Origin of the sequence: Paenibacillus sp. FSL R7-0026, assembly GCF_038004485.1 — a bacterium.
GTDB lineage: Bacteria > Bacillota > Bacilli > Paenibacillales > Paenibacillaceae > Paenibacillus > Paenibacillus xylanexedens_A.
In genome coordinates this window covers 127,794-145,561 of record NZ_JBBORG010000003.1, presented here as the reverse complement: position 1 = coordinate 145,561, position 17,768 = coordinate 127,794, and the positions used below count along the sequence as shown (strand labels likewise).

Sequence of the window (17,768 nt, the reverse complement as noted above, 5' to 3'; positions counted from 1 at the left end):
GTGCGGTTTTATGATATTCTATAATAAAAGAGGTGGAATAATGATGAATGAAAAATTAGTGAGTTTATTAAAAGGCTGGATGGAAACAAATAACGTATCTAAAGTCGAATTAGCTGGAAGAATGGGAGTTAGTGAATCTTTAGTACGTGCGTTATTGAGTGGAGAACGACAATTAACAGCTAAACGTATTGATACTCTTGCTGAAATTACAAACATTCCAGCTTGTGAGCTAATGGGCACATCGACTAATAATTTCGCTGGTTATTCTGTGATGCTACGTGGTGGAAGTAAACAATTAAGCTTTGAACAAGAAAAAATAATTATGGAAGTTGCATTATTAGCAAACGACTATGAGCATTTGAAGAAGATTGTTAAGTCATAATCATAAAGCGAAGGGAGGAGAGAGAATGGAAGCTGAAACAACTGTACATGAATCTGATTTTCAAAAATCAGTACAGAACTATGCTGAAAATTTCTTTAAACAAAATGTTAAATCTAATTCATTAGTAATAACTGATTTGTTAGAAGATATTGTTTCAAATTTAGGTATTGATGTTATGTACTATAATTTTGACAACACTAACGATCAGAGTAGACCTATTAATGGAATATATATGAGAAGTAATGATGTGACCAAATCGCATAAAATAATTATCAATGCACTAGATGATACTAAAACACAGATTTTTACATTAGCACATGAATTATTCCATCATTTAATGATGGAAGAGAATCCAGTAAAACTAAGATTCGTACTTAGCAACGAAGAAATTTTAGAAAGAGGTGGAGATTTTTTTGCTGCTTCCTTACTTATGAATGAAAGGAAGTTTACAGAGCATTTTAATTTTTTGTGTGAGATAAATATTTTCGAAGATTTAATTTTTAAGTTGAGTGATATTTTTAGAGTTCCATATGTTAGTGTTGTACGTAGATTAAATGAATTACATTTGTTGGATGATGAATATAGAGATTACTTGAATTTTAAGGAGTCGGAATTATTAGAACGACGTATTAAAGTGATGGGGTATTCCTTATACGACCAACCAACACATAAACCTATTTTTCAACCATATGTAAGATTGATTGAATATGGACTGGCTAACAAACAATTAAAATTGCTTGAATCAGTTAAGAGATTAAATAAAGTTAACCCCGGGCGTTCAGAAGAGCTATATAGTGAATATATGGAACTGTTAAATGGACTAAATGATGAAGAGGATTAACTTTATTAGAGAGGAGTAATCTATGAAATTACCAATAGCTGAAGCATGTTTTATAGACGCGAATATCATTTTTTATATTCATGACATTAAACAACATAATTTTCCTGATGTTATTGAAAGAGTATATAAGAAAGTTATGATTCATCCGGAAGTATTGAAAGAATTAAGTTTATCTGGAAAGGCTTTCGCAAATGATAAAATCCGTTATGGCAAATGGATTTTGTTTGATGATTCGAAACTAACAACCACAGAACAACGAATGTATTTAAATAACATAACAGATATCGATGAAAAGTTAGATGAAATTGATAATAGAAGAGGTAAAGAAGAAAGCGCTGGAACAGGAGAAATTTACTCGCTAGCTGCAGCTAGTGTTATTAATGCAGAATACATATGTAGTAACGACTATTCTATAAAGGATGTCATTCAAGAACTACCATTAATTGTATATCCGAATGGTGATGATGAACAAGAGCCAGATTTTATTAAGCAACATCGTTTTTTAGATTTATGTCGAATTATTTGCGAGGGTAATTTATTGGAGCGTAACCAAGTATTTAAATGCTATAAAACCGCACTTAGATTAGTGAAGTTGGATGAGCTGGATCATTATAATGAACTAATAAAACAATTCCATGATACGATACCTATTCCAACATTAAGATAAAAAAAAGGTATAATTATACGGATTTATACAGTTAGGTGTTCGTTAATCTACACCAAAGAAGCACCAAAGGGTGTTAATTTTATAACTAATCTTAAGCCTTTCCCTCATATCTGTATGGAGGTTACTTGGTCTTCAAGAATTTAAATGGAAACTTGCCATGGATTCAGATGGCTATTGACTTTCCGACCTACATGAGGATATTGGTTTCGATTTTAGGACCGATAAGGATATTGACGCAATAAAAAAACAAAACATACAAGTGTGAGAATGTAAAATTAAGTATCGGTGTAGATACTGTATAAAATGTTAGAGCCGGAGATGTTGGTTAGGCGAGATTATATAGCAAACGAAAAAAAATTCCTCAGGGACAATTCTCTGAGGCTTTTTTGTGTAGGGTGGCGTGAGTGGCGATTGAACGATTACTTTCATCACCCGTCTGAGTAACTGTTGTATACTCAGACGATTTATTTGCAAATATATTGTGCGCTTTAAAATACCTATTACTGTTAAGAGACGCACTTGTGAGAAATATATAATGGTGGGCTGCTGTTATTTTGTCTAACTCTCATTACATAAAAATCTATGGAATAGGAATATACAACCTCTAAAATAGTTAATATCAAATAAAAATCGCTCAAAAACAATCGGAAATTTTTAGAGTACCCTTCTGATTGGGCAGAACTAATATACGTATCTGTTAATGAGGTTCTTTAGAGCTTGCTTTATGAAGATTATGTAATCAGTTATAATAAACTTCAGGGATGGATCTTACATTATGTAACAGGATAGGAGAGCGATCTAGAAGTATGCCGAAGATTTTTATAAGCCACGCTGAGAAGGATGCTAAACTACTTGTTCAACCTTTCATCGATTTACTAATTATGGGGTTGAATATTGATCGAAACGAGATTTATTATACCTCGGGTGGAGATATTCCGACCGGAAGTAATTTTCCGAATCACATTAGGGATCACATTACCACAGCAGAACTCGTCATTGTTCTTAACCGATAATTACATGAACAGTCATTTCTGTCTGAATGAAATGGGTGCAGTATGGGCGAATAACCAGAGTATTTATCCGATTGTTATTCCACCAGCATCATATAATATATTAGAACGATCTGCCCTACGTGGTGTAACAAACGTTCTTACGATAATTGACGTAAATGATCTCGCCAAACTAAGAGATGAAATGGTATCCAAAAATTTACCAAGTAGTGATATTCGTTCGGCTGAGTATAATCTGAGAAGTGAGACTTTCATTAATGTAGTCAACGCTTACATACAACAACGTAAAGATGAGGGGCCTCTTACAGTACCAGTCACGGAGTATATGCAGCTTAAGAAAGAGTTGGACGGATTCAAAGAAGAATTGAGAGCGAAGATTGAAGATGGCGATGCTAAAGACGCCTTAATCGAACAGTTAAAGAATCTGAAAGATCAGACTGCTGTAAAAAAGGTCATCCAGGCACATCAGGCGAATGACTCAAACGAATGGGATCAATTTATGGAAATTCTCGAAGATACTAAAAGCACTCTTAGCTCATTAAGCAATTTGATAGTGAGTCTGTTATATCACTATAGGACTTTCGGTCATCACTATAGACCAGGAACTTATGAATGGGGTGATATAACTAACCTACATGCAAGAAAATTTATTACTCATGATGAAGGTGAGATTTACATTAATGAAGATCATCCCGAACTAAAAAAAGCAATACGTTTATTGGACTTATTGGATGATGCAATTCAGGGTATGTCAGTAGAAGTTTATGAACGGTTTGTAGAAGAGAACAATATAGAGCCGGATCTTTCCAACTCCGATTTTTGGTCAAATGTTCTTGAGATTCGTGGATTGAATTTATCTAATGGCTAGTAGGTAGAGAATGTGCAATTTTGTACATTCTCTACCTATTTTAAATAGGAAAACATAGCGTTAGAGATGCCAGAGAAAATATGAAACTAATGACATTCTTCTACCGTAAATAGTAAAGAAAGATACATATAACAACGGGGGAATGTTATGAAAAGGTTTGATCCGAAAAATCCAACATCTGGTGAGTTACTTTACGCAAATTTTGATGGTGGCATCTCAAGAATGCAAAACAAGTTTTCTAAATTAACTGCATGGGACAGTAAGTTGAAGCTTCATTGGATTCGCTATGCTGCTTTACCGTTCATGGCCGTACCAACAATCGTAAAGTTGATTGACTGGTACGCCCAAATTAGAAACACCACTTATGAACAGTTGACAGAAGGACGTATAATAGTTCCATGGTTAGTGAGCATTTTCGTTTGGCTTTACCAGAATGGTATTTTGGGAGTCCTGGTTATTTTGTTTACTTGGAGTTTTCTCGTCACACTTTCAAAATTGAATAAGTCTGAAAGAAATTTGCGAATGACTACTTCTAAACGGAATATTGCAGGTACCGCATTTAATTACGCATTTTTGTTTATGGGGGTAAAATACCTTTTACCCAGCATGCATGCAATATTTTACTTCTCTCTCACTCTACTGGTAATCGGTGACCTTTTCCGAATCCCGATTCTTCGACGCTTTCAGCAGGATAATGGTTCATTGGACGTTGAAAGCTTCATGAAAAAAGTAAAACGTACCTTCAGAAAAAAAGAAAAGGCAAACCGTGCAGATAATAGACGTAACAAGAAAAAACACGGCCGTCCGTAAATTAGTTCTCATTTCCAAAAATACGATATATACTCATCAAGCAAAGTCGCTAGTATAGCGGCTTTTTATTTTATCGGTACAGGTTTTTGTCCCAAGCCAAGGGTAAGAATTTGTACCGATTAGATGCATATCTAAAAATGAAGTACAGGAACTTAAAACTCTTATATGGGGGGCTGAATTTGATAAGATGGAAGGCGCCTTACAAAGCGTAGAGGGAATGGCTAGACAAACAAGTAAGTTTATAAGTATACCCGACAGGACTAATATTTTTTTGCCGATCATGGCTGGATAATGTATAGCATGATGAATTTTTGAAGTTGCGAAGGAAGCAGTACTAAAGCCGAGTCGGGTAATTTTTAAGGCAGGCTTATCTCTTAGATGAGATATAAGTAATCCTGTTTAATATAGTTTAGCTTATTTAGGTATAAAATAGAGCCCGCTATGCACGAGCTCACTGTTTGCGCGTATTTTCAACATATTCAATATGCGCTTTAATATCTTTTCTCGCTTGAATAATAGCTGGACAATTCGCAGCCATCATGGCTTGTTTGGCAGCTCGCAAATCTTTGGATAACATTTCATCCGTATATTCGGCAGGGCGAGGGGCGGTGAGCAAGCCATCAGCAACAGATTTTTTTGTCCCGACAATAACGACAACACCGTGACGGTTTTTAAAAGCTCTTCTGTGTCTAGGCATAAACATCAGCTCCTTAGTAATAGTATAATTGAATCATGTTGCTAATAACACCTTCGAATCTAATGCTTAAGGCGTGGTTCCAGTAGACGAAGCGGAGGTTTGGACTGAACATCTTGGATAGTTCACTGCCCTGCAGTATATTTTCAGCGCTAGGGATCAGGAAGATAAATGGGAAGGGAAATTCCGAGAAGGGCAGGCTATCCAACAACTGGATGACCTGTTTTTTGAAAGGCGCAGAAGCTTCAGCCGCGGGTGGTCGTAGCCAAGAGTTGAAAGGGGGAAACCAGGTGATTATGGAGATGAATACGAATGGGAGATACAGTTTGCTTGGGATAAGTATGCTAGTTTCATCAAAGCAGAAGCTACGGTCATGCGTGAGATCAGAGGAGCCATTAAACAATTCCTTGATAGTGCACCGCAGGAAGATGAACGCCGATTAAAACTGGATCAGATGCAGGCCACAGTCGAGAAAACCCGCCTTGAGATTGAAAAACTGAAGAACAGTGATGGAGATACCGAAGATGATCTAATCGAAGCTTGGGTAAAGGCGGTGGAGTCAGGTGAGTAAAGAGTCTCCGCAAACAAAACGCCGCTTTGCTGCATTCAAAGAGAGTGCCTGTTCTTTTTTTGCGTGGAGCTGCTGAAATTCACTCCTGATGATTGGCAAGCAGAAGTAATGATGGACATAGCTGGAGGTCCGCGTGTGTCAGTCTGATCTGGGCAGGGTGTGGGGAAGACTGGTCTTGAGGCTGCGGTGGCATTATGGTTCCTATCATGTTTCCCGTTTCCGAAGGTTGTCTGTACAGCTCCTACCCGTCAGCAGCTACATGATGTACTTTGGGCAGAGTGGCAAGAGAAGAGTCCTCTGCTCAAGCGAATACTTAAGCGGACCAAAACGAAGATTTACATGCGCAACTACAAGGAACGTTGGTTTGCTACAGCCGGACAGCTACCAAGCCCGAGAACATGCAGGGTTTCCATGAAGACTGCATGCTTTTCATTGTGGACAAAGCTTCAGGGGTTGAGGATCGTATCATGGAGGCTGATTCTCACAATCGAGACCGTGCAGATTATAACACACATAAAGTGTCCTGCTTAAACAGCACTCGGACAAGCAAAGAAAATATAGCCATGCTTGAGCGTAAATACGGCAAGGGATCTGACGTGCGGCGTGTAAGGGTTGAAGTGGAGTTTCCGCGGGGTGAGTCAGAGACCTTTATCGCTCTGGAAGTGGCTGAGTTTGTTGCCAAAGATGTGACCTTAGAACCTGTCGGTGATACCTTGATCATCGGCTGTGACGTTGCCCGTTTTGGCGATGATGAGACATCTATGTACGCTGGTATTGGTCCTGTAACAGTAGGGGAGTATCATCATTTCAAAAAAGATACAATGGTTACTGCTGGTTGGGTGTTGAACTTGATAAGAGAATTGCTGCCACAGTACCCGGAAGTCGTTCATACGAGAATCAGGATAGATGATACTCGTGTAGGTGGTGGTGTAACGGATCGGTTGAATGAAATAATAGCAGAAGAAGGTCTTCCGTATGAAGTTATTCCTATCAACAATGGATCATCGTCCTTGGATGAACATTATGGAATTTTGGGCGCTGAGATGTGGGCTTTTATTAAGGGGCTTCTTGAACAAAATATGAGCAATGATATGAACAATGACCCTGCGGTCTTACAATTACCCGATGACGATGTACTTAGTCCCAATTGACTGCAAGAAAATGGTCAATGACCAGTAAGGGGAACACACTTCTTGAAATTAAGAAGGACATGAAAAAACGAGGGCTCAAGTCACCGGATAGAGCTGACGCATATGTTCTCACTTTGGTGAATATTTGCTGGGAGCACCTCAGTCTGTAATGATTCCGTCAATAAGCGACGTATCTATAAAAAGATAAACTGAAGATTCAATATCCTTTATTCTAGTCCTAAAATGTCAGAATCCGAAAAACATAGAGGAACTAGATAGTTACAGTCGAATAATAACCTCTATCAAAGGAGGTTATTTGAATGAGTTCAAAAGAAATCCCTTTAAACAATCGATTAGTAATTAAACAACAATGGGTGTGTGATGTATGTGGCGGAGTTATCCTTTCAGATCAAGATGGCATGCTCGAATGGAGTAAGATTTATACATCTTCCCATCACTTATGACGGCATTAAATTTTGCGACTATAAATCCTATAACTCCAGTATTATGGATGTTAAGACCATCGAAACTTAATTTAATGAAATTAGCTGTAGATTCCATATTCAGTTTGCCGTTACTCTCTAAATATGAAGATATTATGTTTAAACCAGAAAAATTTATAACAGTAGCAATTCAACCAATTCGAAATAGTGCAAGGCAAATAATTCACTGAGTGAGAGATTAGCAGCGGATTGAACTTATTTTGTTTAATTTTATGAGTTTATGTTTATCTATTTATAAGTTCTTTGATCTAATTAAACTCTTCACAGCCTATCTTTTCTATGATAAGCTAGTTTTTATCTGGAAAAAGTAACCTGAATATGAAAGAGGTTTGTGGTGTGGGGGAGGCTCTATCTTGTCATTTAATATCTCCTTATGTAGAAGGAGATGATGCATCTTTAGAATTCTTAGATCAGGAAGAAGATGTTCTAACTCATCTTGGGGATGCAGAAATTAATGAAGGTTTGATGAAACGCTTGCTAAGTGGAGCAGAACTTATGACGGAGTTATACACTCCAGGTACTACTACCTTACATTTTTCTGAACACCGTCGAAGTGTTACAGAATTCAAAGGCGGATATAAGATCGCCGTCCAACGTGGAGCTCGACTAAATGAAGTTAAAGTATTTAACCTTTTTTTTCGAATTAAAAGTAATCGTATAAATTCCATTGATAGTACGCCTGTTGCTCAAATGTACACAGCAAGAAATGGAGAAAGATTAATATTGCTCCATCCTGTTGATACTATTGCGCGTATTGATTATGAGAAAACATTTTATCTAAATAGTACATTAAAACTAGTGAATCAGGGTAAAGTATCCGATGATGCTATGCAAGTGATGGTTTCTAATTTAAGTGGACTGAATATTAATGAACGGTGTGCTCAAACACTAATGCATGAATACGGGCATATTCTACATTGGAGAGCTTTTGATGGATTATTCTCAGATCTTGATATGCCAAATGTATATCCAGAGCAAATATCTTCTTCATATGCAATGAATGTTGCGATGCTTTTTTGGTTTCAGGAACAAAATTACATTTATAATGTAGCGAATAGAGTTCCGAACTTCTTAACGTACAATACGCAAACTAGAATTCATCTGTTAAAAGAATCGTTTGTAGAAGATTACAGGATAAGCTTGAATATGCAGAGTTTAAATGGTAAGTTTATATTACCTAATGCTGTATGTGTTGTTGGAGATTTAATGACTCCAGAATTAGGTGTGGAAGGAGTGAGGATTGTGAGAAATATGTTAAATGACATCAATAACCGCACAGTGAATAACAATATAACTGGGGTAGATTCATTTACGCAGGATATGGAACACGACCGAATCACTATTTCTTCTGTCTTTTTTGAAGCAGCATTTGATTCAGATTGGGAACCGGGAAAAGTAACTTTTACTGAATCTGATGTTAATCAAATGTTTGAAGATCTTGTTATTGATAATATGAGGGCTAACGCCGATGTGATTTTCGGTGCAGCTTTTAATATGGCTGAACGCTATACTGCCCCACTCTTTGAAAAAATAGATAAAATAGAAGATATAAAAAACAGAGTAAAGCCCAAATGATTTGGGCTTTTTTTATTATATAAATAAACTTGCCACATGCTTTTTGATTTTATTCAATAAAAGAGAAAGAATACCACATAGTAATTATAAAAGTAGTTCACTGAAAATGATAATGGATTTAATTTTGACACATTAATAGAAAAATCTAGTGTTCTTTTGTTAAATTGTTAAAGCAAAGAGCACAATGTTTTTTTGCAGCTGCCTATTGATTGTCTATATTTTTGTACGTAACATCAACATCATACATATCACATTAAAGTCGTTCCTTCATGGATGGCTTTTTTGTTGGAGGAATTGTAATGATTAGCAGTAGAAGACGGAAGAAGAAACGCATCCGTCCCAGAAAGCAGCCAGAGAAGTGCAAAGATTGTGTCTATGGCAGATGAGATGGGGGCAAACAGTTCTGTAGTAGACCGGATTGCCCAGAAGAGGTAAAATTGGGGAAAATGGAGGGGTGATTATGAAAGAACAAGCGATTAAGGCATGCAAAGATCACATTAATATGTTGGAGGAAAAGCTGACCAAGATTTATACTGTTGAACTGTTTCATTACACTCCAACAGATAGTGTTAAGAATGTAGATGTACGTGAACGATTGAGATTAACCAAATTTTTAATCAACATATACTCTAAGTTGGAACGTGAAGGCATCAAACAAGGAGAAACCTTTGAAAAATACAGTACCTATTTGACGAATGCCAGATATGGCGTTGATCGAGCAGATGAAGCCATCAAACAGATAGAGCAAGAAAATTCTGCTGAAATAAAGAACATCAATATTCTATTAGAAGCATTCAAGTTGGAATTGAAATCACTTTTGCAATAGAGACATACGGCACCCATCGTGGGTGCTTTTTCTTTTGCCCTCATGTGATAGAATGTGAACTGTTCTGAGCCTGTTTGTTTTGAACCACAGGAACGAGAGCATAGGAGAGCGGATAACAGCAACTCAGTGATCCTACGCATCATATGTTGGTCAACCAAACGTGGATTCGGAAGAGACTTGGAAAAATTATATGAGGAAAATGGGAATATCGATGAAAATATTAAACTGAAAATTAAAAGACTTCGAGAAATGTCTGAAGAATTATCTGTTTAAGCATATCCTCTTTCTGAGGCAATAAAGGCTTATCTAGAAGAGACGGAAAAATTTATAGAGAGTTGTTCACTCCACTTCAATTTAATAAATCTGAATCATTTGTTGTCGAAATAAAAGAAGCGTGTGAAAAAAACGCTGCGAGTGGATGATGTATTTTTAATACAAATGTAGATATGAAGTGTTATAATTATTGATGATACGTGATAAATTTTGAGTTTTATGACTTTATTACGTTGTTTTCGCTGTCGCACTCCGTATGGAATGTGTGGATTGAAATTGTTTAGCAAGCTTCCAATAACCAAACGCGTTCTGCGTCGCACTCCGTATGGAGTGTGTGGATTGAAATTTTGATAGATAATTTGCAGCAGAATATATCGCATCGTCGCACTTCGTATGGGGTGCATTGAGTTAACGACAAAAAGCTTGCTGTTAGTTTTAAAGCAAGCTTTCTAAGCATAGGTTTCAATCAGAATTGGAGCATTACATGAATAGACAAGTGCCTATTTTTTTGCTGGAATACCTGCCGTTACTTATTCGACTCGAATGTAAGGAAACAACACGTTTACCCGCATTTCTCGGCTCAACGCTTCATGGTGTGACAGGATGGGCGCTAACTCGGCATTCGGAATCCTATACGTATGTATTCGAGAATCGCCGATTGGGGGTGGAGCTACTCAGGATATCGTCAACCCTTATATCATTGAGCCACCACGGCCAAAGCCAGTTTATTTTAAAGGTGATCCATTATGCTTTAAGCTCATCTTGATCGGAGATGCCGTTCGTTACGCCAAGGATATCTTGACATCGTTGGCTCAAGCACAGACCTTTGGAATGGGAGCGAAAGGCGTTCGAACTGACAGACATTCTTCGTGCCGATCAGTATGGGCAGATCTGGAAACAGGGGCAATTCACTATGAACGCAGCCGCACCAGAAAACATGTCTGCCCATGCCCTGCAAAAATATGCCTCTTGGTGCTCGGTGCATACTTGCGTCATCCGGATTGTTTAAAAATATGGGGTTTGGTAAATTTGATAACAGAGTGTATGTAGATCGGGCATCAGAACTGCGGTTCATATTGTAGAATGTTATGAGTCTGTGAGAAGCAGGTGCGAACCCCGAGCTCACATGATTTCCCTGGGGGATTCGCACCTCACAAGTTGTCAAACTGGCCCATTTTGTGACCTTTTGGCAATGAAATATTATCAAAGTTGATTGAGCAAAGGAATCAAAGAAGTGAAAATACCCAAAAGACGTTAGTATCATTTGTTTGACAGGGATGATACGTCTTTTTTCGCTGTCGCACTCTGTATGAGTGCGTGGATTGAAATATGATGTACAAGTACAATCAGGGCCAGGATACTGAGTCGTACTCTGTATAGAGTGCGTTAATCTTTCACGCAATTTTTTCGCGATGGTGTTGTCATATTTAGAGTAATAAATGTTCTTTTTTGTATGCCCATATAGGTCGTTCTCACTTCGGAAAAAATTCGTAAATTATTGTTTATACAGCGTTTTTGAAATATAATTATTTTAGATGTTACATACATTATTAGACGTTGAGATAGTAGAGGGGGATGTTCTATGAAAAGGATAACAGCAGATGATCGGTACGAATAACTGTCCATTAGAATGAGATGAATCAAACATATAACTCAAATACATTTTCAAAGTTTTATCTACAAAAGATGATAATGGTTGATTGTATTCTCTGGTAGATATGCTGATTCTATTCCAAAAAAACTTGAAGAATTTGGGTGTGAAGTGAAGGATATCGAGAACAAATATACAGTTAAAGCGATAGATTAGAATAGATCTCTGTAACGATTGATTTTGAAATAAAATCAACAAAAGACGTTGTTTGTACAGTGGTTCTATCTTATTTTTTACGTAATTAGAGATTCTATGTTTTATCGGAGTGTACAGACGGAAGAATCAAATCTACTTTCTTCTGAGAGAGATAGTTACCGCACTTCTCTGAGGCTCCTGGTAGACAGTAACTACATAACGTCGGATGAATGGAAAGAATTGCAGATTATAAACGCCCAATAGAAATCATTTTTCAAATCGATAATACCCATTTAAGGAGTTACATATGAAAAAATCACTAATTATACTGGCCGTTTTTGTTATGTTGTTCACGATGAGAGCTGCTCCAATGTCTGCAGCATCAACATCACATGACTCACTACCTACCCCAGACTGGAGTATTTCACAAGAAGAGAACTCTGAAAAAGTAAAAAAATTCGCAAGAACAAAGGATTATCTGTACTTTATGGATGGGTACGGAAAGGTAACGATATATAATGAAAAGTATAAAGCTAGGGTAGGAACTGTCGACGTCATTTCATCATCTCGTGTAATTTTCGCTAGCTTTGGATATAAAAATGAAATTTTCTCCAATGGGAATATGTCTTTTATCACGGCATACATGGATGAAAAAAAAAACCGCGAATTTTTCCAGCTCCGTGTGTATTCGCCAAGTGGTAAAAAGCTGTGGGGCTATACATTTACAGAAAAATCCACGGATGAAGTGGGATCCTACATCATGAATGATGGTACACTCCTTGTTTATTTAAAACTTAACACTTCAAATTATATGACATATCGTTTTAGTGGCGATGGAAAGCTACTCAGCAAAAAAGCAATTAAAGAATTTATGTACAATAGACAAAATGGATATATTACTACGCTTGCTAACTGGTCTTTTGCGGGAGGCTACAAATCTACGCTGTCCTTTTACGACGATCAATTGAAGAAAGTATTTAGTTATCGGAATACCGGTTTAAGCTTTATGGGGATCTTAAAGGACAAAACAATGCTATTCAGAACACCTGACCAGGGAAATTCAACAACAATCATTGCTAAGAATCCTCAGGGGAAAACGTTATGGACGAAGCAACTGCCGGAGTTAGCTGGGCCTTCTATTGGAGAAACTAAAGCCGTATCCAACTCATTTTTAATGATAGGTGAAACATCTCTTTATGCTTTTGACTCAAAGGGATTTGTGAATAAAGCCAAAATCTCTTCGGATCCATTTGAATTTTATGAATCGGATGAAGGTACGTCACTTCTCATCAAGGAAAAAGATAAACTTTTGATTGTGGATCGAAAAACGTTGAAGACCAAAGCTTCATACAATTTCAAAATGGATGTACAAGACGGACTAATATACTATGGAGGAAACGGAGTAGTATACGTTTTGAATTGGGAAGCAAGTAGTGTAAGTAAGTATAAACTTCAATATTAAATCAAACACAGCTCAAACGGATAGAGTGAGATAAAGCTATTCAGCCACAGTTTATAAGGGAAATCAAGTTTAGCTATAGAAGTTAACCAATATATAAGACACCATGAAAAACACTCAGCAGCTACCCTCTAGTATAAACAGGAGAGGTTAGCTGCTTTTTCTTTTGTTGCAGGGTGGGCAATAGACTTGCTAGAAAATGCCCGGGACACATCATTTCGTTTAGGTCCTGATATAAAGGTGTACTTTGAAAATGCTTGATGACAATGATGAGAAAAAATGACTCCCAATCTAAGCCAATACCTAAAATATAACACTTGTTTTCACAGAAAACCCTATTCATTTTGTTGAAATTTAATCAAAAAACAAAAACTAAAATATTGTGTGTATAGTGTTTTTTGATTATAATTTAAATGGGATCGCGATAAATGACGAAGAAACTATTTATAAGTATTCAGTTTTTTAAGTGGGGGAGGATAGTCGTAACAAAGGAACAATTTTGAGTTCTGCATAAAGATGGCTACATAGAATACCTAGCAAAGATTAAAATCCAAACATTCGAATCTAATGCTTAAGGCGGGACTGTTCGTTTGAGAATAAAAGCGTCACATCTAAAGCGAGCCGCTGACCGTCCGGAAGAAGTAATAGGAATTAGTCAAAAGAACGCAATTGAAATTTAACTTGTACAGATATAGATCTTACAGAAGAAGGTACTCATATGATGGAATGACAATAGAAGTTTAGGACAAGATCATCCGACTAGTAATTAGCAAGGTTTAATACGCTTCCTATAACAAAAGAATACAGCCATTTAAAAAGCGGGATTGATAGAAGTGAATCCCTGATTTTGTGTTTTTTTACGGAAAAGGAGAGAGAATCTGATGAAACATTATACTAAAATGATGATACTAGCTACTGTTCTCATGATGATATTCCAGTCTGTTAGTATCTCTTTTACTCAGCTTGCATTTGCAGAAGAATCGACCTCAAATTTGGTCATAGAACATGGAACACCGGACTACATTTTAGTAGGTGAGGAGCGGCAGTTGAAGGCAGTACGTTCTCATGACGATGGCAGTGTTGAAGATGTGACTGCGTTAAGTAATTGGGTTTCCAGTGATGCCACCATTGGTACGATCAGTAATCCAGGCCTACTAATCGGAATAGCCCCAGGAGATGTTACAGTTACAGCAGATGTATACGGCGAAACCACTTCAACTTCATTAAGCGTCGTTGACTACCTGAGGCTTGAAGTACAAGTGCCAAACAATATGTTAACGATTGGGGATTCTACGCAAATTACGGCACAGGCCGTCCTAACGAATGATTACTACATAGAAGATGCTATATCAAGAGCTACCTTTGATTCACAAGATCCAACGATTGCTGATGTTAGTTCAACCGGAGTGATTCATGCGATCAGTGAAGGAGAAACATTCATTAATGTACGCGTAGGTAAACTGGTCAAAACCATTTACACCGTCGTGTCAAAAGTAGAAGAAGAACCTATTCTCATAATGAAATCGGGAACCGTTTTACCTGATGACTTGGAAAATATGGATCGAGTCATCGCGAACATCGACAAACTTGGTTTGAATACGGTCGTCGTACCAGTACGTTTTGATGTTCTGGATCCTCATAGCCATGAATTAAGCATGCATCCAGGCGATGTAGAACATGCGAAGGCTCTCATCGATGTACTCAATGAAAGAGGCGTAAACGTCATTTTAGAAGCCTATCCGTGGATTGCGGGTGGTACTGTCACAGAAGTTGAATATGATCCGTCCGACATGAATGAATTTTTTTGGAACTATAAGACGGTAGTGTGGTCCACGTTATTACAGGAAATAGCGATACCTAAAGATGTTTATGCTGTGATCGCTGGGTCAAGTTACACCAAACTTGAATCCAACCTGTGGTACTGGCGCGGTGTATTCAATTACATAAAAGAGGAATATACAGGGAAGTTAACATATAAAACGTCTTGGTGGGTTACGGCAGATTGGGACTCCTCTACGATGAATGCTTACAACGAAAAAAAGAGTAATCTGATGTTTGGATACATTGATTTCATCACCATTGCTGCCTACTTCGAATTAAGTGATAAACCTGGCCCGAGCACAGCAGAGTTGATTACAGATTTGAATAGTTCAAGTATCCATGCAAGGCATCAAAAGATTCACGATGAAATCCGGTCTTTTGCAGAGGTATGGGGAAGGGATATATTTTTTGGAGAGCTTGGAATTCCTAGTGTAAATTATGGGACATCAGCTCCTTGGAACCCAGTTGTTTCTGATGTCCCTAATGAAGAAATACAACGGAATGCGTTTGAAGCGTACCAAGATGTTTTTGGTGGAGACAGTTGGTTTAAAGGATATTCCATTTGGCAAATATCCAATGAATCAAACAACTATTATCCCGTTGGAAAAGAAGCGGAGCCCGTCATCCGTGACTTCCATCCCGAACTTGCTAGTCCAATTCAATCCTTAACCAGCAGAGATCCTTCTCTTCAGCTCATCGCGGGAGAGACTCGGCAGCTACATATTCAAGGGCATTACTCCAACAATGGTAAAGCGGATCTGACCCGTATTGTATCTTACAACTCCTCCAACCCTGAAGTTGCATCGATTGCGTCAGATGGTACGGTGCTTTCTCATCGTGATGGATTATCTACAATAACTGTGAACTACTATGATGCATCAATTGATATCCAGGTCGAAGTTAAGCCAGATACCAGTCATAATAAGCAGCTACACTCTTTCCAGATCAATGAGGTTGAAGGAACGATCGATGAAGATTACCATACCGTTAGTGTCCAAATGCCCTATGGGACCGACCTCCAAGAATTGGTTGCTACCTTTAAAATGGATGGAGTCTCCGCAGAGGTGGCGGGACAACTACAAGTAAGTGGGGAAACCAAGAATGACTTTAGTTCAACTGTCATTTACTCCATTCATGCAATGGATGGGTCGGTACAGTCGTATACAGTAACTGTCCTAGCCTTGACGGACGATGATATCTCTAAGCTGCAGATTACAGGATTGCCTCAAACGATGATCGTCGGTGAAACGAACAAACCGGTTGTGCAGGCCACTTTTCCGGATTCCTCAACAGCCGAAATCACAAGCAAATTAACGTGGGAGCTAACTAATCCGGCCATTGTTGAAGTAAGAGAGGGCCAATTAAAAGCATTGAGACCAGGTAAGGCTAAATTATCTGTCACGATCGGGGACATACATTCAGATGAGTATTCGATCACAGTACAAACTAAAGAATCTGAGCTGCCTACTCATACCGAGGGAAGCGGAGGATATACTTCTCCATCAACTGAAATAAGTAATCCGGGCAATGTAACCGAAGACGTGGGCGAAAGTGTAGAAGGGGACGTGCCCACGGAAGGTGTAGAGTCCATTTTTACGTTTGTTATTAATCGATCCAACTTGGTGAAAACCATTCAATCTGAACTAACAGAGGTCAAACCATCAAAAGTAAATTACCGGGATCTGACTGATCATTGGGGAGGGCCCTATATTCAACAGCTTCATTCCCTGCAAGGTATCACAGGGTATCCTGATGGAAGCTTTAGGCCAAACAATGCCATAACGAGAGCTGAATTTAGCATCATGTTAGACCGAGTCTTCTCGCCATCCGAGGGAATCCCTGAGCCAGTACTGTTTAAAGACGTTGATACTCACTGGGCAAAAGAAGGTATTCTTCAGCTTGCAGAGCAAGGTATACTTCGTGGATATGCGGATGGAACCTTCAAACCAGATCAATATCTGTCCAGAGCAGAAGTGGTTGAACTTGTGGGAAGAATTGTTGAACTAAAAAATTTTAGAAATAATACCAGCCCGTTTCACGATATTAATCATACCTGGAACCAAGAGAAAATCGAATTAGCCTACGCTGCTGGTCTAATTCAGGGTCGGACAGCAGAACAATTTGTTCCTGATGGGTCGGTTACAAGGGCAGAAGCGACTACACTCCTGATCCGAATGTTATCCCTCGATCCAGATCTGGGCCCTATGTTAAAATAGAATTATGGCCATTACATGTTAGAATATGTAGTGGCCACATTTTGTCCGGGGTAGGTTGGAAGAAAGAACGGATACTTTGATGAGGTTAAGCTTGTGTAGTAATTGATCTGACAGAGTAATGAGAGTGAATAGCGAGATAGGTTTAAGATAGTGCTTGCAGATATGAGGGAGTGTGTACAGTGGGTGACGGAAAATAAGATAATCATTAAGGTTTCTTTCGTTGCGAGCCTTCTATATTGATTGAGGACAAAAGGTTGAATTCAATTAAAAGGTTATCTCCAAAAGAAATACATAACTTATCTCAGGAAAAAAACAGTCTGATGTTTATCTAAGGAG

General features: G+C 38.1%; 13 protein-coding genes. 12 read left to right on the top strand and 1 reads right to left on the bottom strand.

The annotated features are described in order from the left end of the window. The first annotated feature begins 40 nt into the window (after nucleotides 1-40). The 5 genes from MKY44_RS31215 to MKY44_RS31195 all read left to right on the top strand — a co-directional run bounded on the left by MKY44_RS31215 (nucleotide 41) and on the right by MKY44_RS31195 (nucleotide 4,578). Nucleotides 41-382 carry a helix-turn-helix domain-containing protein gene (locus MKY44_RS31215; protein WP_341010459.1) on the top strand — a complete coding sequence of 114 codons (342 nt, stop codon included), beginning with the start codon at nucleotides 41-43 and terminating at the stop codon, nucleotides 380-382. Nucleotides 383-407: 25 nt separating this feature from the next. Beyond that, nucleotides 408-1,223, top strand: coding sequence for an ImmA/IrrE family metallo-endopeptidase (locus MKY44_RS31210; RefSeq protein ID WP_341010458.1), 816 nt, complete (start codon nucleotides 408-410; stop codon nucleotides 1,221-1,223). A 22-nt stretch (nucleotides 1,224-1,245) separates the two neighbouring features. Continuing rightward, on the top strand, nucleotides 1,246-1,890 hold the full coding sequence (locus MKY44_RS31205) for a hypothetical protein (RefSeq protein WP_341010457.1): 645 nt from the start codon (nucleotides 1,246-1,248) through the stop codon (nucleotides 1,888-1,890). An 894-nt stretch (nucleotides 1,891-2,784) separates the two neighbouring features. Next, the gene (locus MKY44_RS31200) at nucleotides 2,785-3,768 is read left to right on the top strand and encodes a hypothetical protein (RefSeq protein ID WP_341010456.1); all 984 of its coding nucleotides are present in this window, start codon (nucleotides 2,785-2,787) and stop codon (nucleotides 3,766-3,768) included. 147 nt (nucleotides 3,769-3,915) lie between these two features. Next, entirely contained in the window at nucleotides 3,916-4,578 is a 663-nt protein-coding gene (locus MKY44_RS31195) for a hypothetical protein (RefSeq protein WP_341010455.1), read from the top strand. Nucleotides 4,579-5,029: 451 nt separating this feature from the next. Here MKY44_RS31195 and MKY44_RS31190 read toward each other — a convergent pair whose 3' ends face one another. After that, nucleotides 5,030-5,275: a hypothetical protein gene (locus MKY44_RS31190; protein ID WP_341010454.1), complete on the bottom strand. Its 246-nt coding sequence runs from the start codon at nucleotides 5,273-5,275 to the stop codon at nucleotides 5,030-5,032. A gap of 370 nt (nucleotides 5,276-5,645) precedes the next feature. On the opposite strand from MKY44_RS31190, the gene MKY44_RS31185 reads away from it, so the two are divergent. The 7 genes from MKY44_RS31185 to MKY44_RS31155 all read left to right on the top strand — a co-directional run bounded on the left by MKY44_RS31185 (nucleotide 5,646) and on the right by MKY44_RS31155 (nucleotide 17,432). Further along, nucleotides 5,646-5,843, top strand: coding sequence for a hypothetical protein (locus MKY44_RS31185; protein WP_341010452.1), 198 nt, complete (start codon nucleotides 5,646-5,648; stop codon nucleotides 5,841-5,843). Nucleotides 5,844-6,310: 467 nt separating this feature from the next. Next, nucleotides 6,311-6,994 (top strand): hypothetical protein, encoded by a 684-nt coding sequence (locus tag MKY44_RS31180; RefSeq protein ID WP_341010451.1) that lies wholly within the window; start codon nucleotides 6,311-6,313, stop codon nucleotides 6,992-6,994. 299 nt (nucleotides 6,995-7,293) lie between these two features. Continuing rightward, complete coding sequence (locus MKY44_RS31175; protein WP_341010449.1) at nucleotides 7,294-7,437, top strand: hypothetical protein; 144 nt, start codon at nucleotides 7,294-7,296, stop codon at nucleotides 7,435-7,437. A gap of 375 nt (nucleotides 7,438-7,812) precedes the next feature. Then, nucleotides 7,813-9,051 (top strand): hypothetical protein, encoded by a 1,239-nt coding sequence (locus MKY44_RS31170; RefSeq protein WP_341010448.1) that lies wholly within the window; start codon nucleotides 7,813-7,815, stop codon nucleotides 9,049-9,051. A 460-nt stretch (nucleotides 9,052-9,511) separates the two neighbouring features. Beyond that, nucleotides 9,512-9,877: a hypothetical protein gene (locus MKY44_RS31165; RefSeq protein ID WP_341010446.1), complete on the top strand. Its 366-nt coding sequence runs from the start codon at nucleotides 9,512-9,514 to the stop codon at nucleotides 9,875-9,877. Nucleotides 9,878-12,243: 2,366 nt separating this feature from the next. Beyond that, a complete protein-coding gene (locus tag MKY44_RS31160) occupies nucleotides 12,244-13,398 on the top strand; it encodes a hypothetical protein (protein ID WP_341010445.1) in 1,155 nt (384 codons plus the stop codon). Between the two features lie 878 nt (nucleotides 13,399-14,276). Then, the gene (locus tag MKY44_RS31155) at nucleotides 14,277-17,432 is read left to right on the top strand and encodes an S-layer homology domain-containing protein (RefSeq protein WP_341010444.1); all 3,156 of its coding nucleotides are present in this window, start codon (nucleotides 14,277-14,279) and stop codon (nucleotides 17,430-17,432) included. Nucleotides 17,433-17,768: the final 336 nt, after the last annotated feature.